This window comes from Streptomyces sioyaensis (genome assembly GCF_004122735.1).
In the GTDB taxonomy this organism is placed as follows: Bacteria; Actinomycetota; Actinomycetes; order Streptomycetales; family Streptomycetaceae; genus Streptomyces; species Streptomyces sioyaensis.
The window spans coordinates 40,595-61,009 of record NZ_SDIF01000032.1 but is presented as its reverse complement, the minus strand read 5'-3'; the positions used below and the strand labels follow the sequence as shown (position 1 = coordinate 61,009).

The following is a 20,415-nucleotide window of genomic DNA, read 5'->3' as shown; positions in this document are numbered from 1 at the left end:
CCACTCGCCCCTGGATGGAAACCGTGAAGGCTCTTGTGCTCTCGGGAGGCGCGGGTACGCGCCTGCGGCCCATAACCCACACCTCCGCCAAACAACTCGTCCCGGTCGCCAACAAGCCGATCCTCTTCTACGTGCTGGAGGCCATCGCCGAGACCGGCATCACCGACGTCGGCATGATCGTCGGCGACACCGGGCCGGAGATCCGTGCGGCGGTCGGCGACGGCGCACAGTTCGGCCTGAAGGTGACCTACATTCCGCAGAGCGCCCCGCTCGGCCTCGCGCACGCCGTCCTCATCGCCCGCGACTTCCTGGGCGACGACGACTTCCTGATGTACCTGGGGGACAACTTCATCTCCGGCGGCATCACCGATCTCGTCGAGGGCTTCCGCAAGGAACGCCCCGACGCCCAGCTCGTGCTCAGCCGGGTCCCCGACCCCACCGCCTTCGGCGTGGCCGAACTGGACGCCTCGGGCCGGGTGACGGGCCTGGAGGAGAAGCCGCGGCACCCCAAGAGCGATCTGGCGCTGGTCGGCGTCTATCTGTTCACCCCCGGGGTGCACGAGGCGGTACGGGCCATCCGGCCGTCCGCGCGCGGCGAACTGGAGATCACCGACGCCGTGCAGTGGATGGTCGAGGCGGGCCAGGACATCCGCTCCGGTGAGCTGTCCGGCTACTGGAAGGACACCGGCAGCGTGGTCGACATGCTGGAGGTCAACCGCATGCTGCTGGAGAGCCAGGAACGCTGCATCGAGGGCTCCGTGGACAGCGCGAGCGAGATCCTCGGCCGGGTACGCATCGGACCCGGCGCGACGGTCCGCACCTCGCGGATCGTCGGGCCGGCCGTGATCGGCGCCGGCACCGTCGTCACCGACTCCTACATCGGCCCGTCCACCTCCATCGCGGAGGACTGCCGCATCCACGACAGCGAACTCGCCTCCTCGATCGTGCTGCGCGGCTCGTCGTTCGAGAGCGTGCGCCGGGTGGAGGCCTCCCTGGTGGGACGCAACGCCCAGGTGGCGCTCGCGCCGCAGCGTCCGGTGGCCCACCGGCTGGTCATCGGCGACCACGCGAAGGTGCACATCCAGTCCTGACGCCGCCCGCGAGTGGGCCGACCGTCCCACCCGCACGAACAACGGAAGGGGGTAGGCGCTCCTCACCGGCCTGGCTCCCAGGCCTCGCGCCACAACCTCGATGAGCCCCACGAGAATCCTGGTGACCGGCGGCGCCGGCTTCATCGGTTCGCACTACGTCCGTACGCTCCTGGGACCCTTCGGGCCGGGTGACGTCCACGTCACCGTGCTCGACAGCCTCACCTACGCGGCCAGCATGGCGAACCTCGACGACGTCCGCCACCTCGAAAGCTTCCGCTTCTTCGCCGGCGACATCTGCGACGAGGCACAGGTCGGCGACCTGATCGCCACCCATGACCAGGTCGTCCACTTCGCGGCCGAGTCCCACGTCGACCGCTCCATCGTCAGCTCCGCGGAGTTCGTCCGCACCAACGTCCTGGGCACCCAGGTCCTGCTCGACGCCGTGCTCCGGCACGGGCTCGACACCTTCGTCCACGTCTCGACCGACGAGGTCTACGGCTCGATCGCCACCGGGTCCTGCTCGGAGACCCACCCGGTCAACCCCAACTCGCCGTACGCGGCCTCCAAGGCCTCCAGCGATCTGATCGCCCTCGCCTACCACCGCACCCACGGCCTCGATGTCCGGGTCACCCGTTGCTCCAACAACTACGGGCACCGCCAGTTCCCGGAGAAGGTCATACCGCTGTTCGTCACCAACCTCCTGGACGGCAAGAAGGTCCCGCTGTACGGCGACGGCCTGCACGTCCGCGACTGGCTGCACATCGACGACCACGTCCAGGGCATTGAGCTGGTCCGCACCGGCGGCCGCCCCGGCGAGGTCTACAACATCGGCGGCGGCACCGAGTTGAGCAACCGGGAACTGACCGATCTGCTGCTGGAGACCTGCGGCGCCGCGCCGGAGATGATCGAGTACGTCGACGACCGCAAGGGCCACGACCGGCGCTACTCGGTCGACTGGAGCAAGATCCAGACCGAGCTGGGCTACAAGCCGGGCAAGGACTTCGCCGACGGCCTGGCCGAGACGGTCGCCTGGTACCGCGACCACCGCGACTGGTGGGAGCCGCTCAAGGACCGCGCGCTGCGGCTCGCCGGGACGTGCTGATGGCCCGTAGCGCTACGCCGGGAACGGGCCCGGACGGCCCGGCCCGCCGCGTGGTCGTGCTGGGCGCGAGCGGATTCATCGGCCGGCAGGTGTCCGCCGCGGTCCGGGCGGCCGGCGGTGAACCGCTGCTGGTGGCCCGCCGGCCCCTCCCGGCCGCCACCTCGCGCTGCGTTCCGCTGGACCTGATCGGCGACGGGCCGGACGCCCTGAGCCGCCTCCTCGACACCGAGCGGCCCGCTGCCGTGGTCAATGCCGCGGGCGCCGTGTGGTCCCGCGCGCAGGACACCATGCAGCAGGCCAACCACGTCCTGGTCGAAACGGTGCTGGCGGCGCTCGCCGCCGCCTCCTGGCGCCCCCGTCTCGTCCATCTCGGGTCGGTGTTCGAGTACGCCCCGCCCGAGCCCGGCACCCCGCTGGACGAGCAGGCGCCGACCCGGCCGACCACACCGTACGGACTGTCCAAACTGGAGGGCACCCAGGCGGTCCTGGCGGCGTCCGAGGCGGGACGGGCCGACGCGGTGGTGCTGCGGCTGTCGAACGTGATCGGAGCCGGCACCTCACCGAGCAGCCTGCTGGGACAGGTCGCCGCACAGCTGCGGGCCGCGGACGCCGGCCAGGAGGCGGTGGTGCGGGTCAGCCCGCTGCGGGCGAGCCGCGACTTCGTGGACGTCCGGGACACCGCGGACGCGGTACTGGCCGCGGCGTCGCTGCCGGTCGGCGGGCAGGTCATCAACATCGGACGCGGCGAGGCGGTGCCGGTGCGCACGATGGTGGAGCGGCTCCTCGCGGCCAGCGGAAAGCCGGCCCGGATCGTCGAAGGGGCCGGAGCCGGCGTACGGACCCACACCGGCCTGGACTGGATGCAGGTGGCGACCGGTACCGCCCGGCGGCTGCTCGGCTGGTCGGCGCGGCACAGCCTCGACAGCTCGGCCCGGGAACTGTGGCGGGCGACCGGCGCGCACACCGCTGCGCCCGCGAGTCCGAGTCCGTCGCCGGCACAGCATTAGCAGAAACCCTAGGCCGCCGTGCCTACGGTGGCAGCAGGGGGACTCGGCTGCCGTCGACCGCCCCTGGACCGCCCCGTACAGCAGCCCGAGCAGAGGTGTGGAAGTGTCAGGGTCCGTAGCGGAATCCCCGCGGCATGTGGCCGTTTTCGTCTTCGCCGACTTCGGGCACGTCAACCCGACGCTCGGCCTGACCCGTGAACTCGTCGCCCGCGGCCACCGGGTGACCTATGTCGTCGATCACCGCTACACCGAGCTGGTCGAGCGGGCCGGCGCACGGGCGGTGGGCTACACCTCCCGGCGCGGCGCGTTCGGCAAGGTGCCCGACCCGAGCCCGGCACGCCTGGCCGCCGAGGGCTACGCGCTGCTGGTCGAGACGATGGAAACGGTCTGCCCGCTCGCCGTGGCGGCCTTCGCCTCCGACGTACCGGACGTCGTGCTCTACGACTTCGAGTCGTTCGCGGCCGCCCGGATGACCGCACGCATCCTGGGCTGCACCACCACCGTGCAGCTGAGTCCCAGCCATGCGTCGAACGAGGCGTTCTCCATGCGGGCCCAGCTGTTCGACCCCGAGGATCCGTCGATGCGCGAGGGCGGCGACGCACTGATGCGCTTCACCCGGGACCACGGCCTCGCCCCGGACGAGCTGGGCCGCTTCCTGGCGGAATGGGACGACCGGAACCTGGTCTTCCTGCCTCGGGAGTTCCAGATCGAGGGCCCGACCTTCGACGACCGCTTCGCGTTCGTGGGCCCCTCGGTGGCCGAAGGCGGCGCCGCGGCGCCGTGGGCACCGCCGGGCGACGGCCGCCGGCTGGCGCTGGTCTCGCTCGGCACCGAGTCCAACCGGCAGCGCGACTTCTTCCGCACCTGCCTGGACGCCTTCGACGGCGACGACTGGCATGTGGTGATGACCCTCGGCCGCGGCAGCGACCTCGCCGGACTGGGCCCCCTGCCGCCGCACGTGGAGGTCCACGAGTGGCTGCCGCACCCCGTGGTCCTGCCGCACGCCGATCTGCTGGTCTGCCACGCGGGCATGGGCAGCGTCATGGAGGCGCTGTACTTCGGCACCCCGCTGATCGCGGTGCCGCAGACCTTCGAACTCGCGCTGACCGCACGGCGACTGGACGAGCTGAAGCTGGGCCGGTCGATCGACCGCGACCGGCTGACCGCGGACACCCTCGCCGGGGCCGTCACGGAGCTGGTGACCGACCCCGGGACACCGGAGCGGATGGCGCGGATGCGCGCGCACGTCCGCGGGGCCGGGGGCGCGGTCCGGTCCGCCGACCTGCTGGAGCAGTGGGCCGCCGCCCGGGCCCCGTCCGTCTCCGGGTCCGTCTCCGGGGCCTGAACCGTCCGGGCCCCTCCCGCCCCTGCGCCCGGACCGCACGGCGCCCGGCACGCTCACGAGCGTGCCGGGCGCTTCTGCTGTCCCGTCAGGTACGGCTGGTGATGAACTCGGTGACGCTGCGGACGCTGTGGTCGATCATCTCGTCGGTCAGGCCGGGGAAGACCCCGATCCAGAAGGTCCGCTCGGCCATGATGTCGCTGTTGGTCAGCGGCCCGCTCACCCGGAACGGGCTGTTCAGATAGGCCGGGTGGCGGGTGAGATTGCCGGCGAAGAAGCGGCGGGTGGCCACCCGCCGCGACTCCAGGTGGTCGATGAGCTCCGCCGTCGAGAACGGCGCGCTGTCCAACACCGTGAGCACGAAGCCGAACCAGCTCGGATCGCTGTCCGGAGTGGGGTCGGGCAGCAGCAGATGCGGCAGGCCGTCCAGCCCCGCGCGCAGCCGCGCCCAGTTGTGCCGCCGGGCGTCACCGAACTCGTCTATTTTCCCGAACTGGTTGAGGCCGAGCGAGGCCTGCAGATCCGTCGACTTCAGGTTGTAGCCGATGTGGGAGAAAATGTACTTGTGGTCGTAGCCCTTCGGCAGGGTGCCCATCTGCTGCTCGAACCGCTTGAAGCAGCGGTTGTCCTCGCCGGGCTCGCACCAGCAGTCCCGCCCCCAGTCCCGCAGCGACTCCACGATGCGGGCGAGGACCATGTTGTCGGTCAGCACACAGCCGCCCTCGCCCATGGTGATGTGGTGCGCCGGATAGAAGCTCTCCGTGGCCAGATCCCCGAACGTGCCGGTCAGCCGGCCCCGGTAGGTGCTGCCGAGGGCATCGCAGTTGTCCTCGATGAGGAACAGCCCGCGGTCGCTGGCGATCTTGGCGACCTCCTCGACGGCGAACGGGTTGCCGAGCGCGTGGGCGATCATGATGGCCCGGGTGCGCGGACCGATGGCCTCCTCGATCCGCTCCGGGGAGGCGTTGTAGGTGCCGAGTTCGACGTCGATGAAGACCGGCACCAGACCGTTCTGCAGGATCGGATTGACCGTCGTGGGAAAGCCCGCCGCCACGGTGACGACCTCGTCGCCGGGCACCAGCCGGAGGTCCTCCAGCTGGTGCGAGGTCAGCGCGCTGAGCGCCAGGAGGTTGGCCGAGGAACCCGAGTTGGTCAGATGCGCCTTGCGCAGCCCGAAATACTTGGCCAGCGCCCGCTCGAACCGGCGGGAGCTGGTGCCTGCCGCGATCCGCAGATCCAGGGCCGCCTCGACGAGGGCGACCCGGTCGTCCTCGTCGAGCACCGCGCCCGACGCAGCAACCGGCGTCACCCCGGGCACAAATCCGGACGCGACATTGTCCTGGTGGTACGCGCGTACCTGATCCAGAATGTCGCTCTTGCTGTACCCCATCGGCTGCCGCCTCCTGTGAGTGTCCTGCGGGATGTTCGTCGCGTTGCCGCGGGGGTGCGATCCGGGGTCGCGGCGCGGAGCACGACAGGCCGACGGCGTGTCCGGCCATGCGGTACACCGGTTCCCGTCACCGGTCGGCTGATCGGGGTCATCAGCTCAGCACGCCGGGCCCGGACGGGGCCAGTAAGGGCCGGGAAGTCTAGGGAGTGCCATAGAGGGTGGGCGGCGCGGCACCACGGGCGCCGCCGGTGCACGGGACACTAGGGAATGTCCCACATCGCCCCTGCCCATACTGGGGCCGGACAGGGGGACGGCGCTTCACCACGGTCGGAGCGATCGGGACGTGTTCTTCCTCCCGTCAGGCGCAATGACGTTCCGGTGAGCCCTTTCGCCAAGGGCGGTCTCGGCAGAGCGGACGGGATGTTCCCGGCGCTCCCGGAACCCGTGCCCGGGCTGCCGGACAGCCTGCGCCTGCCCGAGGCAAGGACCTGTTTCCGACGTGGTGGGAGCGCGAAAGACGTGAGTGCCAAGATGCGCACCGAACTGATCCGCCCGGTGCACGAGTTGCTCACCGAGCACGCCGACCGGTTCGCCGACAAGACCGCCTTCTCCGACGCGCGGCGCGGCGTGACCTATGCCGAGCTCGACCGGCGCACCGCCCGGCTGGCCGGCCAGCTGGCGGATCTGGGCCTGGCCCGCGGCGACCGGGCGGCCGTCTACCTGGGCAACTGCGTGGAGATGGCGGAGAGCTGCCTGGCCGCCTCCCGGGCGAGCGCCGTCGGGGTGCCGCTCAACCCGCAGTCCTCCGACGCGGAGCTGGCGCATCTGCTCGACGACAGCGACGCCCAGGTGGTGATCACCGGTCCGGCCCACGCCGAGCAGGTGCTGCGGATGCTGCCCCGGCGCCCCGGACTGCGCATCGTCGTCACCGGCGAGGGCGCGGCCCCCGAAGGCACCGCGCACTACGAAACGCTCGCCACCACCGAACCGGCCACCCCGGCGCGCGACGACCTCGGTCTGGACGAGCCGGCGTGGATGCTCTACACCTCGGGAACCACCGGCCGGCCCAAGGGCGTGCTGTCGACCCAGCGCCGCTCCCTGTGGGCGACCGCCTCGTGCACCGCACCGGTGCTGGGTCTCTCCGACCGCGACCGGGTGCTCTGGCCGCTGCCGCTGTTCCACGCGGTGTCGCACAACGTGTGCCTGCTGGGAGTCGTGGCCGTCGGCGCCACGGCGCACCTCATGCCGGGGCTGGCGGCCGACGAGGTGCTGGAGGCCCTGGAGGCCGAGGCCAGCACCTTTCTCGTCGGCGTACCGACGATGTTCCACCACATGATCGAGGCGGCCCGCGACGGCGGCTTCACCGCGCCCGGCCTGCGGCTGTGCCTGGTCGCCGGCTCCGCCTGCCCGGTCCGGCTGCAGCGCGCGTTCCACGACACCTTCGGCATCTCCCTGCTGGCCAGCTACGGCAGCACCGAGACCGGCGGCGCGATCACCACGAACCTGCCGGACGGCCCGCAGGTGGCGGGCTCCTGCGGGGTGCCGCTGCCCGGACTCGACCTGCGGCTGACCGATCCACGGACCGGGGACGAGGCCGCGACCGGCGAGGAGGGCGAGGTGTGGGTCAACAGCCCCGCCCTCATGCTCGGTTACCACAACCAGCCCGAGGCCACCGCCGCCGTGCTGTCCGACGGGTGGTACCGCACCGGTGATCTCGGCCGCCGCGACGACGCCGGCTATCTGACCCTCACCGGCCGGGTCAAGGAACTGATCATCCGCGGCGGTGAGAACATCCACCCCGGCGAGGTCGAAGAGGTCCTCCAGCAGATCCCCGGGGTGGCGGAGGCCGCGGTCGCCGGCACCCCGCACGACGTGCTCGGCGAGGTCCCCGTCGGCTACCTCGTACCGGGCCCGGACGGTATCGACCCCGAACTGGTCCTCACCACCTGCCGTGAGCAGCTGTCCGCCTACAAGGTGCCCGACGCGCTCTACGAGATCGCCGCCGTCCCCCGCACCCCGGCCGGGAAGATCGCCCGGCAGGAACTGGCCCAACTGCCGGCCCGGCTGCTGGCGGTCAACCCCCTGGCGGAACTGCGCACCGAGGCGGTCTCCTCGGCGGACGGCTCCGCCGACCGGGCCGCCGCACTGCTGACCCGCCGCCTGCACGGCTCGCAGCGCAACCGCGCGCTGCTGACCATGGTGCGCTCGGCCGTCGCCGACGTCCTCGGCCTCGGCAGGGCGGACGACGTCGCGCCCGACAAGGCCTTCAAGGAACTGGGCTTCACCTCGCTGGCCGCGGTCCAGCTGCGCGACCGGCTGCGGTCCCTCACCGGCAAGCGGCTGTCGGCCGCGATCGCCTTCGACTACCCCACCCCGGCCGCGCTCGCCGGGCACCTGCACACGGAGCTGCTGGACGAACCGACGGCGGGCGCCGCCGAGGCCCCGCTGCGCGCGGAGCCGGACGAACCGGTCGCCATCATCGCGATGGGGTGCCGCTACCCGGGCGGCAGCGACTCCCCGGAGGCCCTGTGGCGGCTGGTCGCCGAGGGAGGCGACGCCGTCGGTGCGCTGCCGACGGACCGCGGCTGGGACCTCGAACGGCTCCTCGGCCGGGACCCGGCCGCCGGCGGCCGATCGGATGCCCACGAAGGGGCGTTCCTGTCCGAGGCGGACCGTTTTGATGCCGCCTTCTTCGGCATCTCCCCGCGCGAGGCGCTGGCCATGGACCCCCAGCAGAGGCTGCTGCTGGAGACCGCGTGGGAGACCTTCGAACGCGCGGGGATCGACGCGGCGTCCCTCAAGGGCAGCCGTACCGGCGTGTTCGCCGGTGTGATGCACGGTGGCTACGGCCCCGGCCCGCACGACCGGTCGGCACAGAACCTGGAGGGGCATCTCGCCAACGGCAGCGCGATCAGCGTCGCCTCGGGCCGGATCGCGTACAGCTTCGGACTGGAAGGCCCCGCCCTCACCGTCGACACGGCCTGTTCGTCCTCGCTGGTGGCGATCCACCTGGCGGCCCAGTCGCTGCGCCAGGGGGAGTGCTCCCTGGCACTGGCCGGCGGAGTGACGGTGATGACCGCGCCGACCGCCCTGGTCGAATTCAGCCGCCAGGGTGCGCTGTCCGCCGACGGACGCTGCAAGGCGTACTCCTCGTCGGCCAACGGAACCGGGTTCTCCGAGGGGGCGGGCCTGGTGCTGCTGGAGCGGCTGTCGGACGCCCGCCGGCTGGGGCATCCGGTGCTGGCGGTGGTGCGGGGCAGCGCGGTGAACCAGGACGGCGCGAGCAACGGACTGACAGCGCCCAGCGGACCGGCCCAACAGCGGGTGATCCGGCAGGCGTTGGACCGCGCCGGCCTCACCCCGGACGAGGTGGACGCGGTCGAGGGCCACGGCACGGGCACCACGCTGGGCGATCCGATCGAGGCACAGGCACTGCTGGCGACCTACGGCCAGGGGCGGGCACCGGACCGGCCGCTGTGGCTGGGCTCGCTGAAGTCGAACATCGGCCACACCCAGGCGGCGGCAGGCGTGGCGGGCGTGATCAAGATGGTGCAGGCGCTCGGGCAGGGCGTACTGCCGCGGACCCTGCACGTCGACGAACCCTCGCCCCACGTGGACTGGTCGGCGGGAGCGGTGGAGCTGCTCACCGAGCCGGTCAGCTGGCCGGAGACCGACCGGCCCCGGCGCGCCGCGGTCTCCTCGTTCGGAGCCAGCGGCACCAATGCGCATCTCGTCCTGGAGCAGGCACCGGAGAGCCCCGTCGCCGGTGACGCGGCGCCGGAGCCGGTCACGGACGCCGGTGTGGTGCCCTGGGTGGTGTCCGGCCATGGGCCGCAGGGACTGGCCGGACAGGCCGCCCGGCTGCGGGAGTTCGCCGGTGCCGGAGCGGATCCGGTGGACGCGGCAGGAATCGGGCTGGGGCTGCTGGGCCGCGGCGCCCTGGACCACCGGGGTGTGGTGGTGAGCAGTGGCGCGGGGCTGCCGGCCGGACTGGACGCCCTCGCGCGGGGTGAGACGGCTGCCGGTGTCGTGCGGGGCGCGGCACGGCCGGGCGCCACGGTCTTCGTTTTCCCCGGCCAGGGCTCCCAATGGGTGGGAATGGCACGGGAGTTGTCGGCGTCCTCGGCGGTGTTCCGCAACCGGCTGACGGAGTGCGAGGAGGCGCTGTCGGCCTTCGTGGACTGGTCGTTGACCGAGGTGCTGGAGGGGGCCGAGGGCGCTCCGGGGCTGGAGCGGGCCGAGGTCGTGCAGCCGGTGCTGTTCGCCGTCATGGTGTCGCTGGCGGAGGTGTGGCGCGCGTTCGGCGTGCGGCCGGACGCGGTGGTGGGGCACTCCCAGGGCGAGATCGCGGCGGCCTGCGTGGCGGGGGCCCTGAGTCTGGAGGACGCGGCCCGGGTCGTCGCGCTGCGCAGCCAGGCGATCTCCCGGGTGGCGGGCTCCGGCGGCATGGCGTCGGTGGGCATGCCCGCCGACGAGGTACGGGCCCGGCTGGAGCGCTGGGACGGGCAGGTCGGCGTCGCGGCGGTGAACGGGCCCTCCTCCACGGTGATTTCAGGTTATGCGGAGGCCCTGGAGCAGGCCATGGCACTGCTGGAGGGCGAAGGGGTGCGGGTGCGCCGGGTCCCGGTCGACTTCGCCGGGCACTCGGTGCAGACCGAGCAGCTGGAGGCCGAGCTGCTGGAGCTGCTGGCGTCCGTGTCACCGCGGCCGTGCGAGGTGGCGTTCTACTCGTCGGTGACCGGCGGACAGGTCGACGGGCCGGACCTGAACGCGGCCTACTGGTACCGCAATCTCCGGCAGACCGTGGAGTTCGAGGCCGCGACCCGCGCCCTGCTGGCGGACGGGTACGAGATCTTCGTGGAGGCCAGCGCCCACCCCGTCCTGGCGGTCGGACTCCAGGAGACCTTCCAGTCCGCCGGGTCCGCCGCCGCGGCCGTGCCGTCGCTGCGCGCCGACGACGGCGGCTGGGACCGCTTCCTGCTGTCGCTGGGCGAGGCATGGGTGCACGGCGCACCGGTGGACTGGCGGCCGGCGTTCCCCGCCGCCGCGGCACCCCGGACCGACCTGCCGACCTACGCCTTCCAGCGCGAGAGGTTCTGGCTGACGCCCCCCGACGGCGCGGGCGATGTCTCCGCCCTGGGACTGGCGGAGGCGGAGCATCCGCTGCTGGGCGCGGCCGTGGAACTGCCCGATTCCCAGGCCCTGCTCTTCACCGGCCGGCTGTCGGCCCGGACCCACGACTGGCTCACCGACCACCTCGTGGCGGGCAGCGCCGTGGTGCCCGGCGCGGCCTTCGTCGAGCTGGCGGTCCGCGCCGGTGACGAGGTGGGCTGCGACCGGCTGGCCGAGCTGTCCCTGGACGCCCCGCTGGTGGTTCCCGCGCAGGGCGCCGTCCAGCTCAGGGTCATGGTGAGCGCACCGGACGAGACCGGCCACCGGCCCGTCGCGGTCCACTCGCGACGCGACGACGAGGGCACCGGCCGGCCCTGGACGTGCCACGCCACCGGCACCCTGACAGCGGACGCGGCCACGCCCTCCTGGGACCTGGAAGTGTGGCCCCCGGCGGAGGCGACCGCCGTGGAGACGGCCGAGCTGTACGCGGCCCTGGCAGACGCCGGCCTCCACCACGGCCCCGCCTTCCAGTGCCTGACGGCCGTATGGCGGCGCGGTGACGACCTCTTCGCCGAGGTCGCCCTGCCCGAGGACCGCACGACGCAGGCCGCGGCGTTCGGCCTCCATCCCGCCCTGCTGGACTCCGCACTGCACCCCGTGTGGGCGGGCCAACTCCTCGGCGACGAGCGGCAGGCGCGGCAGCCCGCCCGGTGGCAGGGCGTGACCCTGCACGCCGCCGGAGCCTCGGTCCTGCGGGTCCGCATCTCCCGTACGGCATCCGAGGGCCTGACCCTCGCCGCCGCCGACGCGACCGGCCGGCCCGTGCTGACCGTCGAGTCCCTCGCCACCCGGCCGGTGTCCGCCCGCACGATCACGGGCGCCGCCGCGGCACAACAGGACAGCCTGTTCGAGGTGGAGTGGACCGAGATACCGGCCGGGTCGATCGCCGCGGACGCCCCGCCGGCCTGGGCCGTCGTGGGTGAGGACCCGCTGCGCGCACGGTCCGGACTCATGGCGGCCGGACAGTACGCCGAGGCCTACCCGGACCTGGAAACCCTGGCCAAGGAAATCGAGGGCGGAGCCGCCGTACCGGACCTCGTGGTGATGACGGCCGCCCCCGCCGCGGACGGGACCACTGCGGACGGGATCATCGCCGACGGAGCCACCGCGGACCTGGCCGACGCCGTCCACCACCGCACCCGGCAGGCGCTCGCCTGGGCCCAGACGTGGCTGACCAGCCCCGCCTTCGCCTCCTCGAAGCTGATCCTGCTCACCCAGGGGGCGGTGGCCGCCTGGGACGACGCCACCGCACCGGACCTGACGACGGCTGCCGTCTGGGGGCTGATCCGGTCCGCGCAGACCGAGAACCCCGGCCGCTTCACCCTCGTGGACACCGATGCCGGCAAGCCCGCATGGCGCACCCTGCGCAAGGTCGCCGGATCCGACGCGCCCCAACTCGCCCTGCGCAAGCGCGCGTTGCGGATCCCGCAGCTGACCCGGCTCGCCGCGCCGGCACAGAGTGCCCCGCTGCTCACCGCTGCGCACGGCACCGTCCTCCTCACCGGCGGCACCGGCCTGCTCGGCGCCGCACTCGCCCGCCACCTCGTCACCGAACACGGCGTACGCGACCTCCTGCTGACCAGCCGCCGGGGCCCCGCTGCCCCCGGCGCGGCCGACATCGAGGCCGAACTGACCGCGCTGGGCGCCCGGGTGACCATCGCGGCGTGCGACGTGGCGGACCGCGCGGCGCTCGCGGGGCTGCTGGCGACGCTGCCCGCCGACCGTCCACTCAAGGCCGTGGTGCACACCGCGGTGGTGATGGACGACGGCATCGTGCTGTCCCTGACCCCGGAGCGGCTGGACGCCGTGCTGCGGCCCAAGGTGGACGCCGCGCTCGCCCTGCACGAGGCGACCAAGGACCTGGACCTCTCCGCGTTCCTCGTCTTCTCCTCCATCGCCGGGATCCTGGGCGGCGCCGGCCAGGGCAACTACGCCGCGGCCAACGTCTTCCTGGACGCCCTCGCCCGGCACCGTCGTGCGCACGGCCTCCCGGCGGCCTCCATCGCCTGGGGCCTGTGGGCCGGCCGGGACGTCACGACCTCGGGCACCTCCCGGCTGCCGGTGCAGCCGCTGCCGCTCGCCGAGGGCCTGGAACTGTTCGACGCGGTCTGCGGGCTGGACCAGGGCAACCCGGTCGCGGCACGGCTGGACACCGCGGAACTCCGGCGCCAGGCCGCGTCCGGGAACCTGCCGCCGACGCTGCGCACCCTGGTGCACAAGCCGTCCCGGCCGGTCGCACGGAACGCGCCCGCGGAAGCCTCCGAGCTCAAGCACCGCCTCGCCGCGATGACCGACGCCGAACGGGACGAGACCCTCCTCGACCTGGTGCGCCGGCTGGTGGCCGCGGGGCTGGGGCACGCCTCCGCCGACGCGATCGGGACGCAGGAATTCAAGGATCTCGGCTTCGACTCCCTGACGGCGCTGACCGTCCGCAACGAGTTGAACGCGGCGACGAAACTCACCCTGCCGCCCGCGGTGGTATTCGACTTCGCCGACCCCGGCGCCCTGGCCCAGCACCTCAAGCGGGAGCTTCTCGAATGCTGATCGGGCCCGCCAGCACGCAAAGAGGAGAATGTTCATGAAGGTGGAAGACGTCTACATCGACTCGCTGGGAGCATTCCTTCCGGAATGGGCGAGCGCGGAGCAGGCGGTCGCCGACGGCATCCTGGACGCGGAGATTCCGCAGAGCAACGGACTGACCGGCGCCCACGTCGGAGGGGACATTCCGGCGATGGACATGGCCGTCAGCGCCGCCCGGACGGCCCTGGAGCGTTCGAAGCTGGATATCGAAGAGATCAGCTCGCACATCCACAGCTCCGTCAATTACCAGGGCCCCGTGGGCGCTTATCCGCCCGGCTACATCATGCGCGAGCTGGCCCTCGAAAACGTCCCCGCGCAATACCTCCAGCAGGGGTGCAACGGAATGCTGGGGGCGCTGGAGGTGGCCATCGGCCAGATGACCGGTGCCGCGGAGGCCGAGGCGGTCCTGCTGACGTCGGGCGAGAACTTCACCGCCCCGGGAGCCGACCGCTGGAACGACGGCTTCGGCCAGTCCTACTTCTTCTCCGACGGCGGCATGGCGGTCCTGCTCAGCGCCGACGAGGGATTCGCCCAGGTGCGCTCGCTCAACGCGGGGGTGCTGCACGCACTGGAGAAGTGGCACCGCGGCAACGGACCCCTGCTGGAGCGCGACGGGCCGGACCCCACGATGCCGGAGCGGGCCGAGCAGTTCAACGAAACCGAAATGCCGTTGACCGAGGCCCTTGAGAAGATCACGCTGTTCAACCTCGACATCATTCACCGGTCGCTGGTCGACGCGGATCTGAACGCCTCCGACCTCGCCAAGGTCATCCCGATCAACATGGACGGGCGCATGGTCGAATTCGGCACCATGATGCCGCTCGGCCTCCCCATGTCGCGATCGAGCTTTGATTACGGGAAGTCGGTCGGGCATGTCGGCGGGGCCGATGTCTTCATTTCACTGGAACACCTGGTGCGTACCGGCGAATTGACCGCGGGTGATAACGTCCTGCTGGTGTCCCAGGGACCCGGCTGGATCTGCACGGCCAGCGTCGTGACCATCCTGGATCTGCCTCCGTGGTCCGTGTGACACCGCGCTGTGCGGCCGGGTGAGACCGGCCGGATCGCACGACCGGGCCGGCGGACCGCCGACAGCCGAGCGCAGGCTGTCGAAGGCGTCGGCCCGAGGTACGACAGGTGATGTGTGTGCCTTCGGAGGGCGCCCCTCCGGAGCGTGTGCGGTGTGAGTGCTGATGGCTGAGATGAGCTGATGGTTGAGATGAGGGGAGCCTGAGGTGGCTACGGGTACGGTAGTGCGGTTCGACGACGTGCGAGGTTATGGCTTCATCGCCCCGGATGCCGGTGGTGAGGATGTCTTCATGCACGCCAACGACCTGTGCGACGAGAAGCATCTGTTCCGGAGCGGGCTGCGGGTCGAGTACACCACCGAAGTGGGGGACCGCGGGCTCAAGGCCGGTGAGGTGCAGCTGCTGGAACCGGCGCGCACGACCACCGTGCGGCGGCCGGCGCCGAGCGCGGTGACGACGGAGCGGTCCGCCGCCGAGTCGGACGAGGAGCTGGTGTGCGAGATCCTGTCCGCCGCCGAGTTCCGCGGTGAACTGACGGAGGCCCTGCTCGACGCGGCCCCGACGCTGACCGCGGCGCAGCTGGTACAGGTGCGCAAGCGCGTCATGGAACTCGTCCAGACCCACCACTGGATCGAGTCCTGACCCACCGCCCCGCGCGGCCCGCGCCCGGCCCGGCCGTATCGGCCGCCGGGCGCGGGCCGCGCGGGGCGGCCGTCACACCGGCGCTGGGCCGGGCACCGTGGTCAGCACCGGGACTCCAACGCCTCGGCGGCCCGTACGGCGCCTCCGGCCCGTTCGCACACCTCGGCCATGCGCCGCACCCGTGCGCGCAGCGCCTCGTCCGCGGCCGTCTCGCGCACGGCGTCCAGCAGCGTGTCCTCCGTGATCTTCGCGGGTTCCAGCAGCGTGCCGAGCCCCAGTTCCACCGCCCGACGGGACGCCACCTCGGTCTCCGGCATCTGCGGGACCAGCACGGGCGGCGTGCCCGTGTACAGCGACTCCATCAGGCTGCCCACCCCCGCCGCGGTGACGAAGACGTCGGCCCGCCGCAGCGCCGCCAGCTGGGGAATCCACGCATGGGCCGTGACGTTCGACGGCAGCGGGCCCAGCGTCCGGGGGTCCATTCCGCCCCCGAGGGCGATCACCGCGTGCCAGGGCCGGCCGTCGAAGGCGCGCACGCAGGTGGCGAAGAAGTCCGGCTGGTTGTTGTAGAGGGTGCCCATCGAGAGCACGACGAGCGGCAACCCGTCCCGGGGCGCCTCCCAGGTGTCCCGGGTGTACTCCGCGGAGAAGCAGGGGCCGACGAACGCCGTCTCGTCCCCGAAGGTCTCCCCGGCCTGCTGGAACTCCCGGGGCACGTAGACGAGGCTCCGGTCGGCACCCCAGTCCACCAGGTACTCCGGTGTGGCGGTGAGTGCCAGGTCGGTCGCGAACTGCTGGGCCCGGTCGAAGAGTTCGATCACGGCCGGGTGGTCGTCGGGCACCCCGGACTGCTCATGGACCGTGCGCAGCTGTGAGTAGTGGGCATTGGACGCCATCGAGGGGGTGGACTGCACCGCGGGCCGGTCCCAGAGCTGTTCCAGCGCCCGGCCCGCAGGGCCGACGATCATGTCGTACAGCACCAGGTCGGGCATGTCGTCGGCGAAGAGCCGCCGGGCCAGCGTCACCAGATTCGCGCTCTCCTGGAGGAACAGCACGGCCGACCAGGCCAGCATGTCCGAGGTGAGCGTCTGATACTGCCCGGGGCCCAGGGCTTCCGTCAGCAGGCTCTCGTAGGGGAGCGCGGTGGCGCCCGTCGCCCGCACCGCGGGCGCGAACTCCTCGGTGGTCAGGAAGCTGACGCGGTGTCCTCGCCGGACGAGTTGCTCGGTGACCGCCAGCAGGGGGCGAAGGTGCCCGTGTGCCGGGATGGTGAGGACGAGGATGTGACGGGGCATGGGTGTCCTTACGAAGAGCGGACGGCCGTCAACAGGCCGACGCGGCCGGTGCCGGGGAGGGTGGGGTCGAAGGCCGGGGGGACCGGGCGGGTATGGCGCCGTGCCAGGTGGGTGAGGGGTTCTTCCTCGGCGCGCCAGCCGTGGGCCGCGAGCCAGTCGCCGGGGGGCCGCGTCATCTCGTTCTTCCACAGCGAGGACAGCAGGCTCATCACGCCTTCCGGTGCGGCCGCCGCTGCCTCCTTGGCCCCCTCCGTGTCCACCATCGACCGGGTGACATGCTCCACGGACAGCCGGCTGCCCGGCGCCGACAGCGCGCCGATCCGGTCGAGCAGGTGATCCGCGTCGTGCTCGGTCAGGTAGACCAGTACCCCCTCGACCAGCCAGGCCGTCGGCTCGTCCGCGCGGAAGCCGCGGTCGACCAGCCGGGCGGGCCAGTCGTCGCGGAGGTCCGCCACGATCACCTCACGTGTGCAGCGCGGCATGTCGCCCCCGAGGACGTCCTCCTTGAAGGCGAGCACATCGGGCCGGTCCAGTTCGAAGAGGCGTACCCCGGCCGGCCAGTCCAGCCGGTAGGCACGGGTGTCCAGGCCCGCCGCGAGCACGACCACCTGGCGGCAGCCCGCCGCGCACGCCTGGGTGAAGTAGTCGTCGAAGTACCGGGTGCGCAGGGCGAAGTAGTCGCCCATGGCCTCGGCGAACAGCTCTCCCTGCCCCGTGGTCCAGATCGCCTGCTGGTCGACGCCCGCGGCGTCGAGGAAACGCGTGGCCAGGGAGTCCTCGAACAGACGGTCCGGGCGCTCGCTCTCGGCCGCGCGGGCGATGCCCACGACCAGCGCGGTGCTGCTGACCCCCGCCAGGCGCGTGTCTCCGTCGGTCACGTGGTCCTCCGCTTCGTGTGGTGCGCTGTCATGTCGTTCCTGTTCATGAGGCGGCGGCGCGCTTGCCGTAGGCCTCGCGGTCGAAGCGGACACCGCCTCGCCAGATCGCCTCGATCGACCGGGTGCGACGGATGTCCTGCGTGGGGTCGCCCTCGACGAGGACGAGGTCCGCGCGCCGGCCCGGCGCGATCACCCCGCGGTCGGCCAGACCGAAGTGCGCGGCGGGAGCCGAGGTCGCCGCCGTGAGCGCCTCCGCCGGAGTCAGTCCGGCCGCCACGAGGAGGGCCAGCTCGGCGTGCAGACCGGCGCCGTGGACGACCGGACAGGCACGGTCCGGCCGGTAGTTGGCGTCGGTGCCGGCCAGCACGGGCACGCCGGCCCGGTGCAGGCGCAGGACGCTCGACAGGGCGTGGGTGAAGTGCTGTCCGGGAGAGGCCGGCTCGATGCAGAGGCCCTCGTGGCCTTCCGCGATCGCGGTGCGGGCGTGCTCCGGGAGATGGCCGGCGATCCAGGGATCGTCCGCCAGCGATCGTCCCGTGTGGGCCGGTCGGGAGGTCTTCGGTGTGGACATCTCCAGCATGACCAGGGTGGGGATGACGACCCGTTTCTCCGCCGCGGTCCGGCGGACGAAGGCGTCGTCCACAGCCGCGTCCAACGGAAGGTGCGTCAGCATGTCCACGCCGCTGTCCAGGGCGAGTCGCGCGGACCACAGAGCGGACACATGAGCCACGGTGCGCAGGCCCCGGCGCCGCGCGGCCGCGGCGAGCGCCGTCACCGTCGCCCGGTCCAGAGCGGGCAGCGACAGCCCGTGGTGCGCGCCGTCATCCACCATGATCTTGATGAAGTGTGCGCCCTCCTCCTGTCTGGCGGCCACGAACGCGTCGGCCTGCTCGGGCCCGGCCACCGTCGGCAGGTCGGGCATGGCGTGGCCAGGGTGCCCTCCGGGTGCGCTCGCCAGCAGCCCCGCGCTGCGCAGATCGGCGAGGTCGGCGCGCGCGCCGGCCGCCGCGCACAGGGCCCGGGTGGCGTCCGGCGGGCCCATGAACATGTCCAGTTCGGTCGTCACCCCGAAGGCCAGCGCCAGTTCGAGATTGCTCTCGGCACCAAAGACGTGCGTGTGCGCGTCGATCAGCCCCGGCAGCAGCGTCCGGCCCGCTCCGTCGATCACCTCGGTCGATGCCGACGCCGGTGCCGACGCCGGCGCGGCGGGATCTGCGATGACGTGCGTGAGGACACCGTCGGCGAACGCGACCGAGCCGCGGCCCAGCGTCCGCGTCCCATCGAAGATCCGGACGTTGTCGATGACCACCGGCTGTACTTGTCTCACCGTTCTCTCACCGTCCGATCGCGAGTGCCGTGGACCCGTAGAAACACAGCAGATTGAAGAGGAGCACAAAGCCCATCGCCGGGAGCATCAGCCCGGAGGGCTTTCTGCGGACGAGGAAGCGCCAGGCGCCGAGGGCGGGGAAGACGATGCTCAGCGCCGGCAACCAGCCGGCCGTCCCGAACAGCAGCAGCGCGAGTGCCGCCGCGCCCACGGCGAGCGCGAGCGAGACCGCCGCGCTGCCGCGCGGGCCGAGCACCTCCGAGTACAGCCGCGCCTGCGGGTCCTGCCGCCACTCGGTCTTCCGCGCGAACTCGAACTGGAGGAAGACGCAGGCGAACATGGCCAGCAAGGGCACGGCCCGCCGGTCCCCGTCGATCGCGTCGCCGGTCAGCAGCGAGAGATAGAGGTAGACGGAGAGCAGCAGCTGCACCGGGTAGCTGACGAGGAGGTTGACCAGGAGGCCCGCGCCGATCCGCGGGGACCAGCGTTCCAGCGCGACCAGGAACAGCGTGTATCCGAGGCCGAGCAGGATCAGCAGGACGGAGACGGCCGAGATCAGCGCGTTGAGCACGGCGACGAGTACGGCGATCAGCGCCATGGCACCGCGCAGCTCCGCCACTGTGATGGCGCCCGTCACCAAGGGCCGGTCCGGGTGGTGCCGGCGGTCGTAGTCCAGGTCCTTCTGCTCGTCGACCATGCGGGCGAACAGCAGGGCCAGCACCACGCTCACCGCGCGCACCACGGTCGACCAGGAGGGCGTCCAGTGCGCGGAAGGCCCCGAGAGCGCCTCGGCCGTGCCCTCCAGGGCCAGGGTCCACAGCACGCCGTAGGTGACGTAGATCTGCGGGCGGAACATCCGCAGCACGAAACGGCCCAGCCGTGCCGGCACCCGGGAAGCAGTCAGGGCGTCGGTCACCTGTCCCACCGGTTCCAGGACAGGACGTCGTCGAGCGGCTTCCGTTGGGTGCGGCGGAAGCCGGGTCCGCCCGTGACGTGCCCGACGGCCACCAGGGCGACCTGGGTGACCTCGTCGGCGGGAAGACCGACCAGCGCCGCCACTTCGCGTTCGTGGGCGAGGTGCACCGTGGTCAGCGCGGTGCCCAGGCCACGGCTGCGGGCCGCGAGCATGAAGCTCCACAGCGCCGGATAGATGGTGCCGAAGAAGCCGGACTGCCGGGCGAGCGGTGCGTCCGCGGGCAGCCGTCCGTGGACGCAGGCCAGGACGAGCGCGGGCACCTCGTGGAGATGGTCGGCGAGGTAGCGGACGCCGGCCACGGCCTTTTCGCTCATCGCCGCCGGGGGAGTGGCGGCGAGATAGGCGTCCGACGCGGACTTGTAGTGCCGGGCGATCCCGGCCTTGGTGTCCGGATCGTCGATCACCAGGAAGCGCCAGTTCTGCCGGTTTCCGCCATTGGGCGCGTGGACGGCGAGCTGGAGGCACTCGGTGAGGAGCGGCCGGGAGACCGGTCGCGACAGATCGAGCCTGCGGCGCACGGTGGGGGTGCGGGTCAGCAGCTCGTCGATGTCGAGGGTGTGGGGCGTCTCGGGGGTGGCGGCCATC

13 protein-coding genes are annotated in these 20,415 nt (G+C 72.3%); 7 read left to right on the top strand and 6 right to left on the bottom strand.

The window, feature by feature from the left end; translation table 11 throughout:
• Positions 1-23: 23 nt before the first annotated feature.
• The 4 genes from EST54_RS14230 (at position 24) to EST54_RS14215 (ending at position 4,545) form a co-directional block, all read left to right on the top strand.
• A complete protein-coding gene (locus EST54_RS14230; RefSeq protein ID WP_129247973.1) occupies positions 24-1,091 on the top strand; it encodes a glucose-1-phosphate thymidylyltransferase in 1,068 nt (355 codons plus the stop codon).
• Between the two features lie 100 nt (positions 1,092-1,191).
• Positions 1,192-2,193, top strand: coding sequence for a dTDP-glucose 4,6-dehydratase (rfbB, locus tag EST54_RS14225; protein WP_129247972.1), 1,002 nt, complete (start codon positions 1,192-1,194; stop codon positions 2,191-2,193).
• Positions 2,193-3,200 (top strand): NAD-dependent epimerase/dehydratase family protein, encoded by a 1,008-nt coding sequence (locus tag EST54_RS14220; RefSeq protein WP_244942518.1) that lies wholly within the window; start codon positions 2,193-2,195, stop codon positions 3,198-3,200. The genes rfbB and EST54_RS14220 overlap by 1 nt, the downstream gene beginning before the upstream one ends.
• 103 nt (positions 3,201-3,303) lie before the next feature.
• On the top strand, positions 3,304-4,545 hold the full coding sequence (locus EST54_RS14215) for a macrolide family glycosyltransferase (RefSeq protein WP_244942517.1): 1,242 nt from the start codon (positions 3,304-3,306) through the stop codon (positions 4,543-4,545).
• 85 nt (positions 4,546-4,630) lie between these two features.
• On the opposite strand, the gene rfbH is transcribed toward EST54_RS14215, so the two are convergent.
• Positions 4,631-5,932 (bottom strand): lipopolysaccharide biosynthesis protein RfbH, encoded by a 1,302-nt coding sequence (gene rfbH / locus EST54_RS14210; RefSeq protein ID WP_129247971.1) that lies wholly within the window; start codon positions 5,930-5,932, stop codon positions 4,631-4,633.
• Between the two features lie 531 nt (positions 5,933-6,463).
• Between rfbH and EST54_RS14205 the strand changes: the two genes are divergently transcribed.
• From EST54_RS14205 to EST54_RS14195, 3 genes are all read left to right on the top strand, one after another.
• Positions 6,464-13,648 (top strand): type I polyketide synthase, encoded by a 7,185-nt coding sequence (locus EST54_RS14205; protein ID WP_129247981.1) that lies wholly within the window; start codon positions 6,464-6,466, stop codon positions 13,646-13,648.
• Between the two features lie 34 nt (positions 13,649-13,682).
• Entirely contained in the window at positions 13,683-14,714 is a 1,032-nt protein-coding gene (locus EST54_RS14200; protein ID WP_244942515.1) for a ketoacyl-ACP synthase III family protein, read from the top strand.
• 205 nt (positions 14,715-14,919) lie between these two features.
• Positions 14,920-15,354, top strand: a complete 435-nt coding sequence (locus EST54_RS14195; protein ID WP_129247969.1) for a cold-shock protein — start codon at positions 14,920-14,922, stop codon at positions 15,352-15,354.
• 101 nt (positions 15,355-15,455) lie between these two features.
• On the opposite strand, the gene EST54_RS14190 is transcribed toward EST54_RS14195, so the two are convergent.
• The 5 genes from EST54_RS14190 to EST54_RS14170 are packed head-to-tail and all read right to left on the bottom strand — an operon-like array spanning position 15,456 to position 20,414.
• On the bottom strand, positions 15,456-16,649 hold the full coding sequence (locus tag EST54_RS14190; protein ID WP_129247968.1) for a macrolide family glycosyltransferase: 1,194 nt from the start codon (positions 16,647-16,649) through the stop codon (positions 15,456-15,458).
• A gap of 8 nt (positions 16,650-16,657) precedes the next feature.
• Positions 16,658-17,527: an SAM-dependent methyltransferase gene (locus EST54_RS14185; protein WP_129247967.1), complete on the bottom strand. Its 870-nt coding sequence runs from the start codon at positions 17,525-17,527 to the stop codon at positions 16,658-16,660.
• 43 nt (positions 17,528-17,570) lie between these two features.
• Positions 17,571-18,854, bottom strand: a complete 1,284-nt coding sequence (locus tag EST54_RS14180) for an amidohydrolase family protein (protein WP_129247966.1) — start codon at positions 18,852-18,854, stop codon at positions 17,571-17,573.
• 7 nt (positions 18,855-18,861) lie between these two features.
• The gene (locus EST54_RS14175) at positions 18,862-19,770 is read right to left on the bottom strand and encodes a UbiA family prenyltransferase (protein ID WP_129247965.1); all 909 of its coding nucleotides are present in this window, start codon (positions 19,768-19,770) and stop codon (positions 18,862-18,864) included.
• Positions 19,767-20,414, bottom strand: a complete 648-nt coding sequence (locus tag EST54_RS14170; protein ID WP_129247964.1) for a nitroreductase family protein — start codon at positions 20,412-20,414, stop codon at positions 19,767-19,769. The genes EST54_RS14175 and EST54_RS14170 overlap by 4 nt, the downstream gene beginning before the upstream one ends.
• Between the last annotated feature and the right edge of the window lies 1 nt (position 20,415).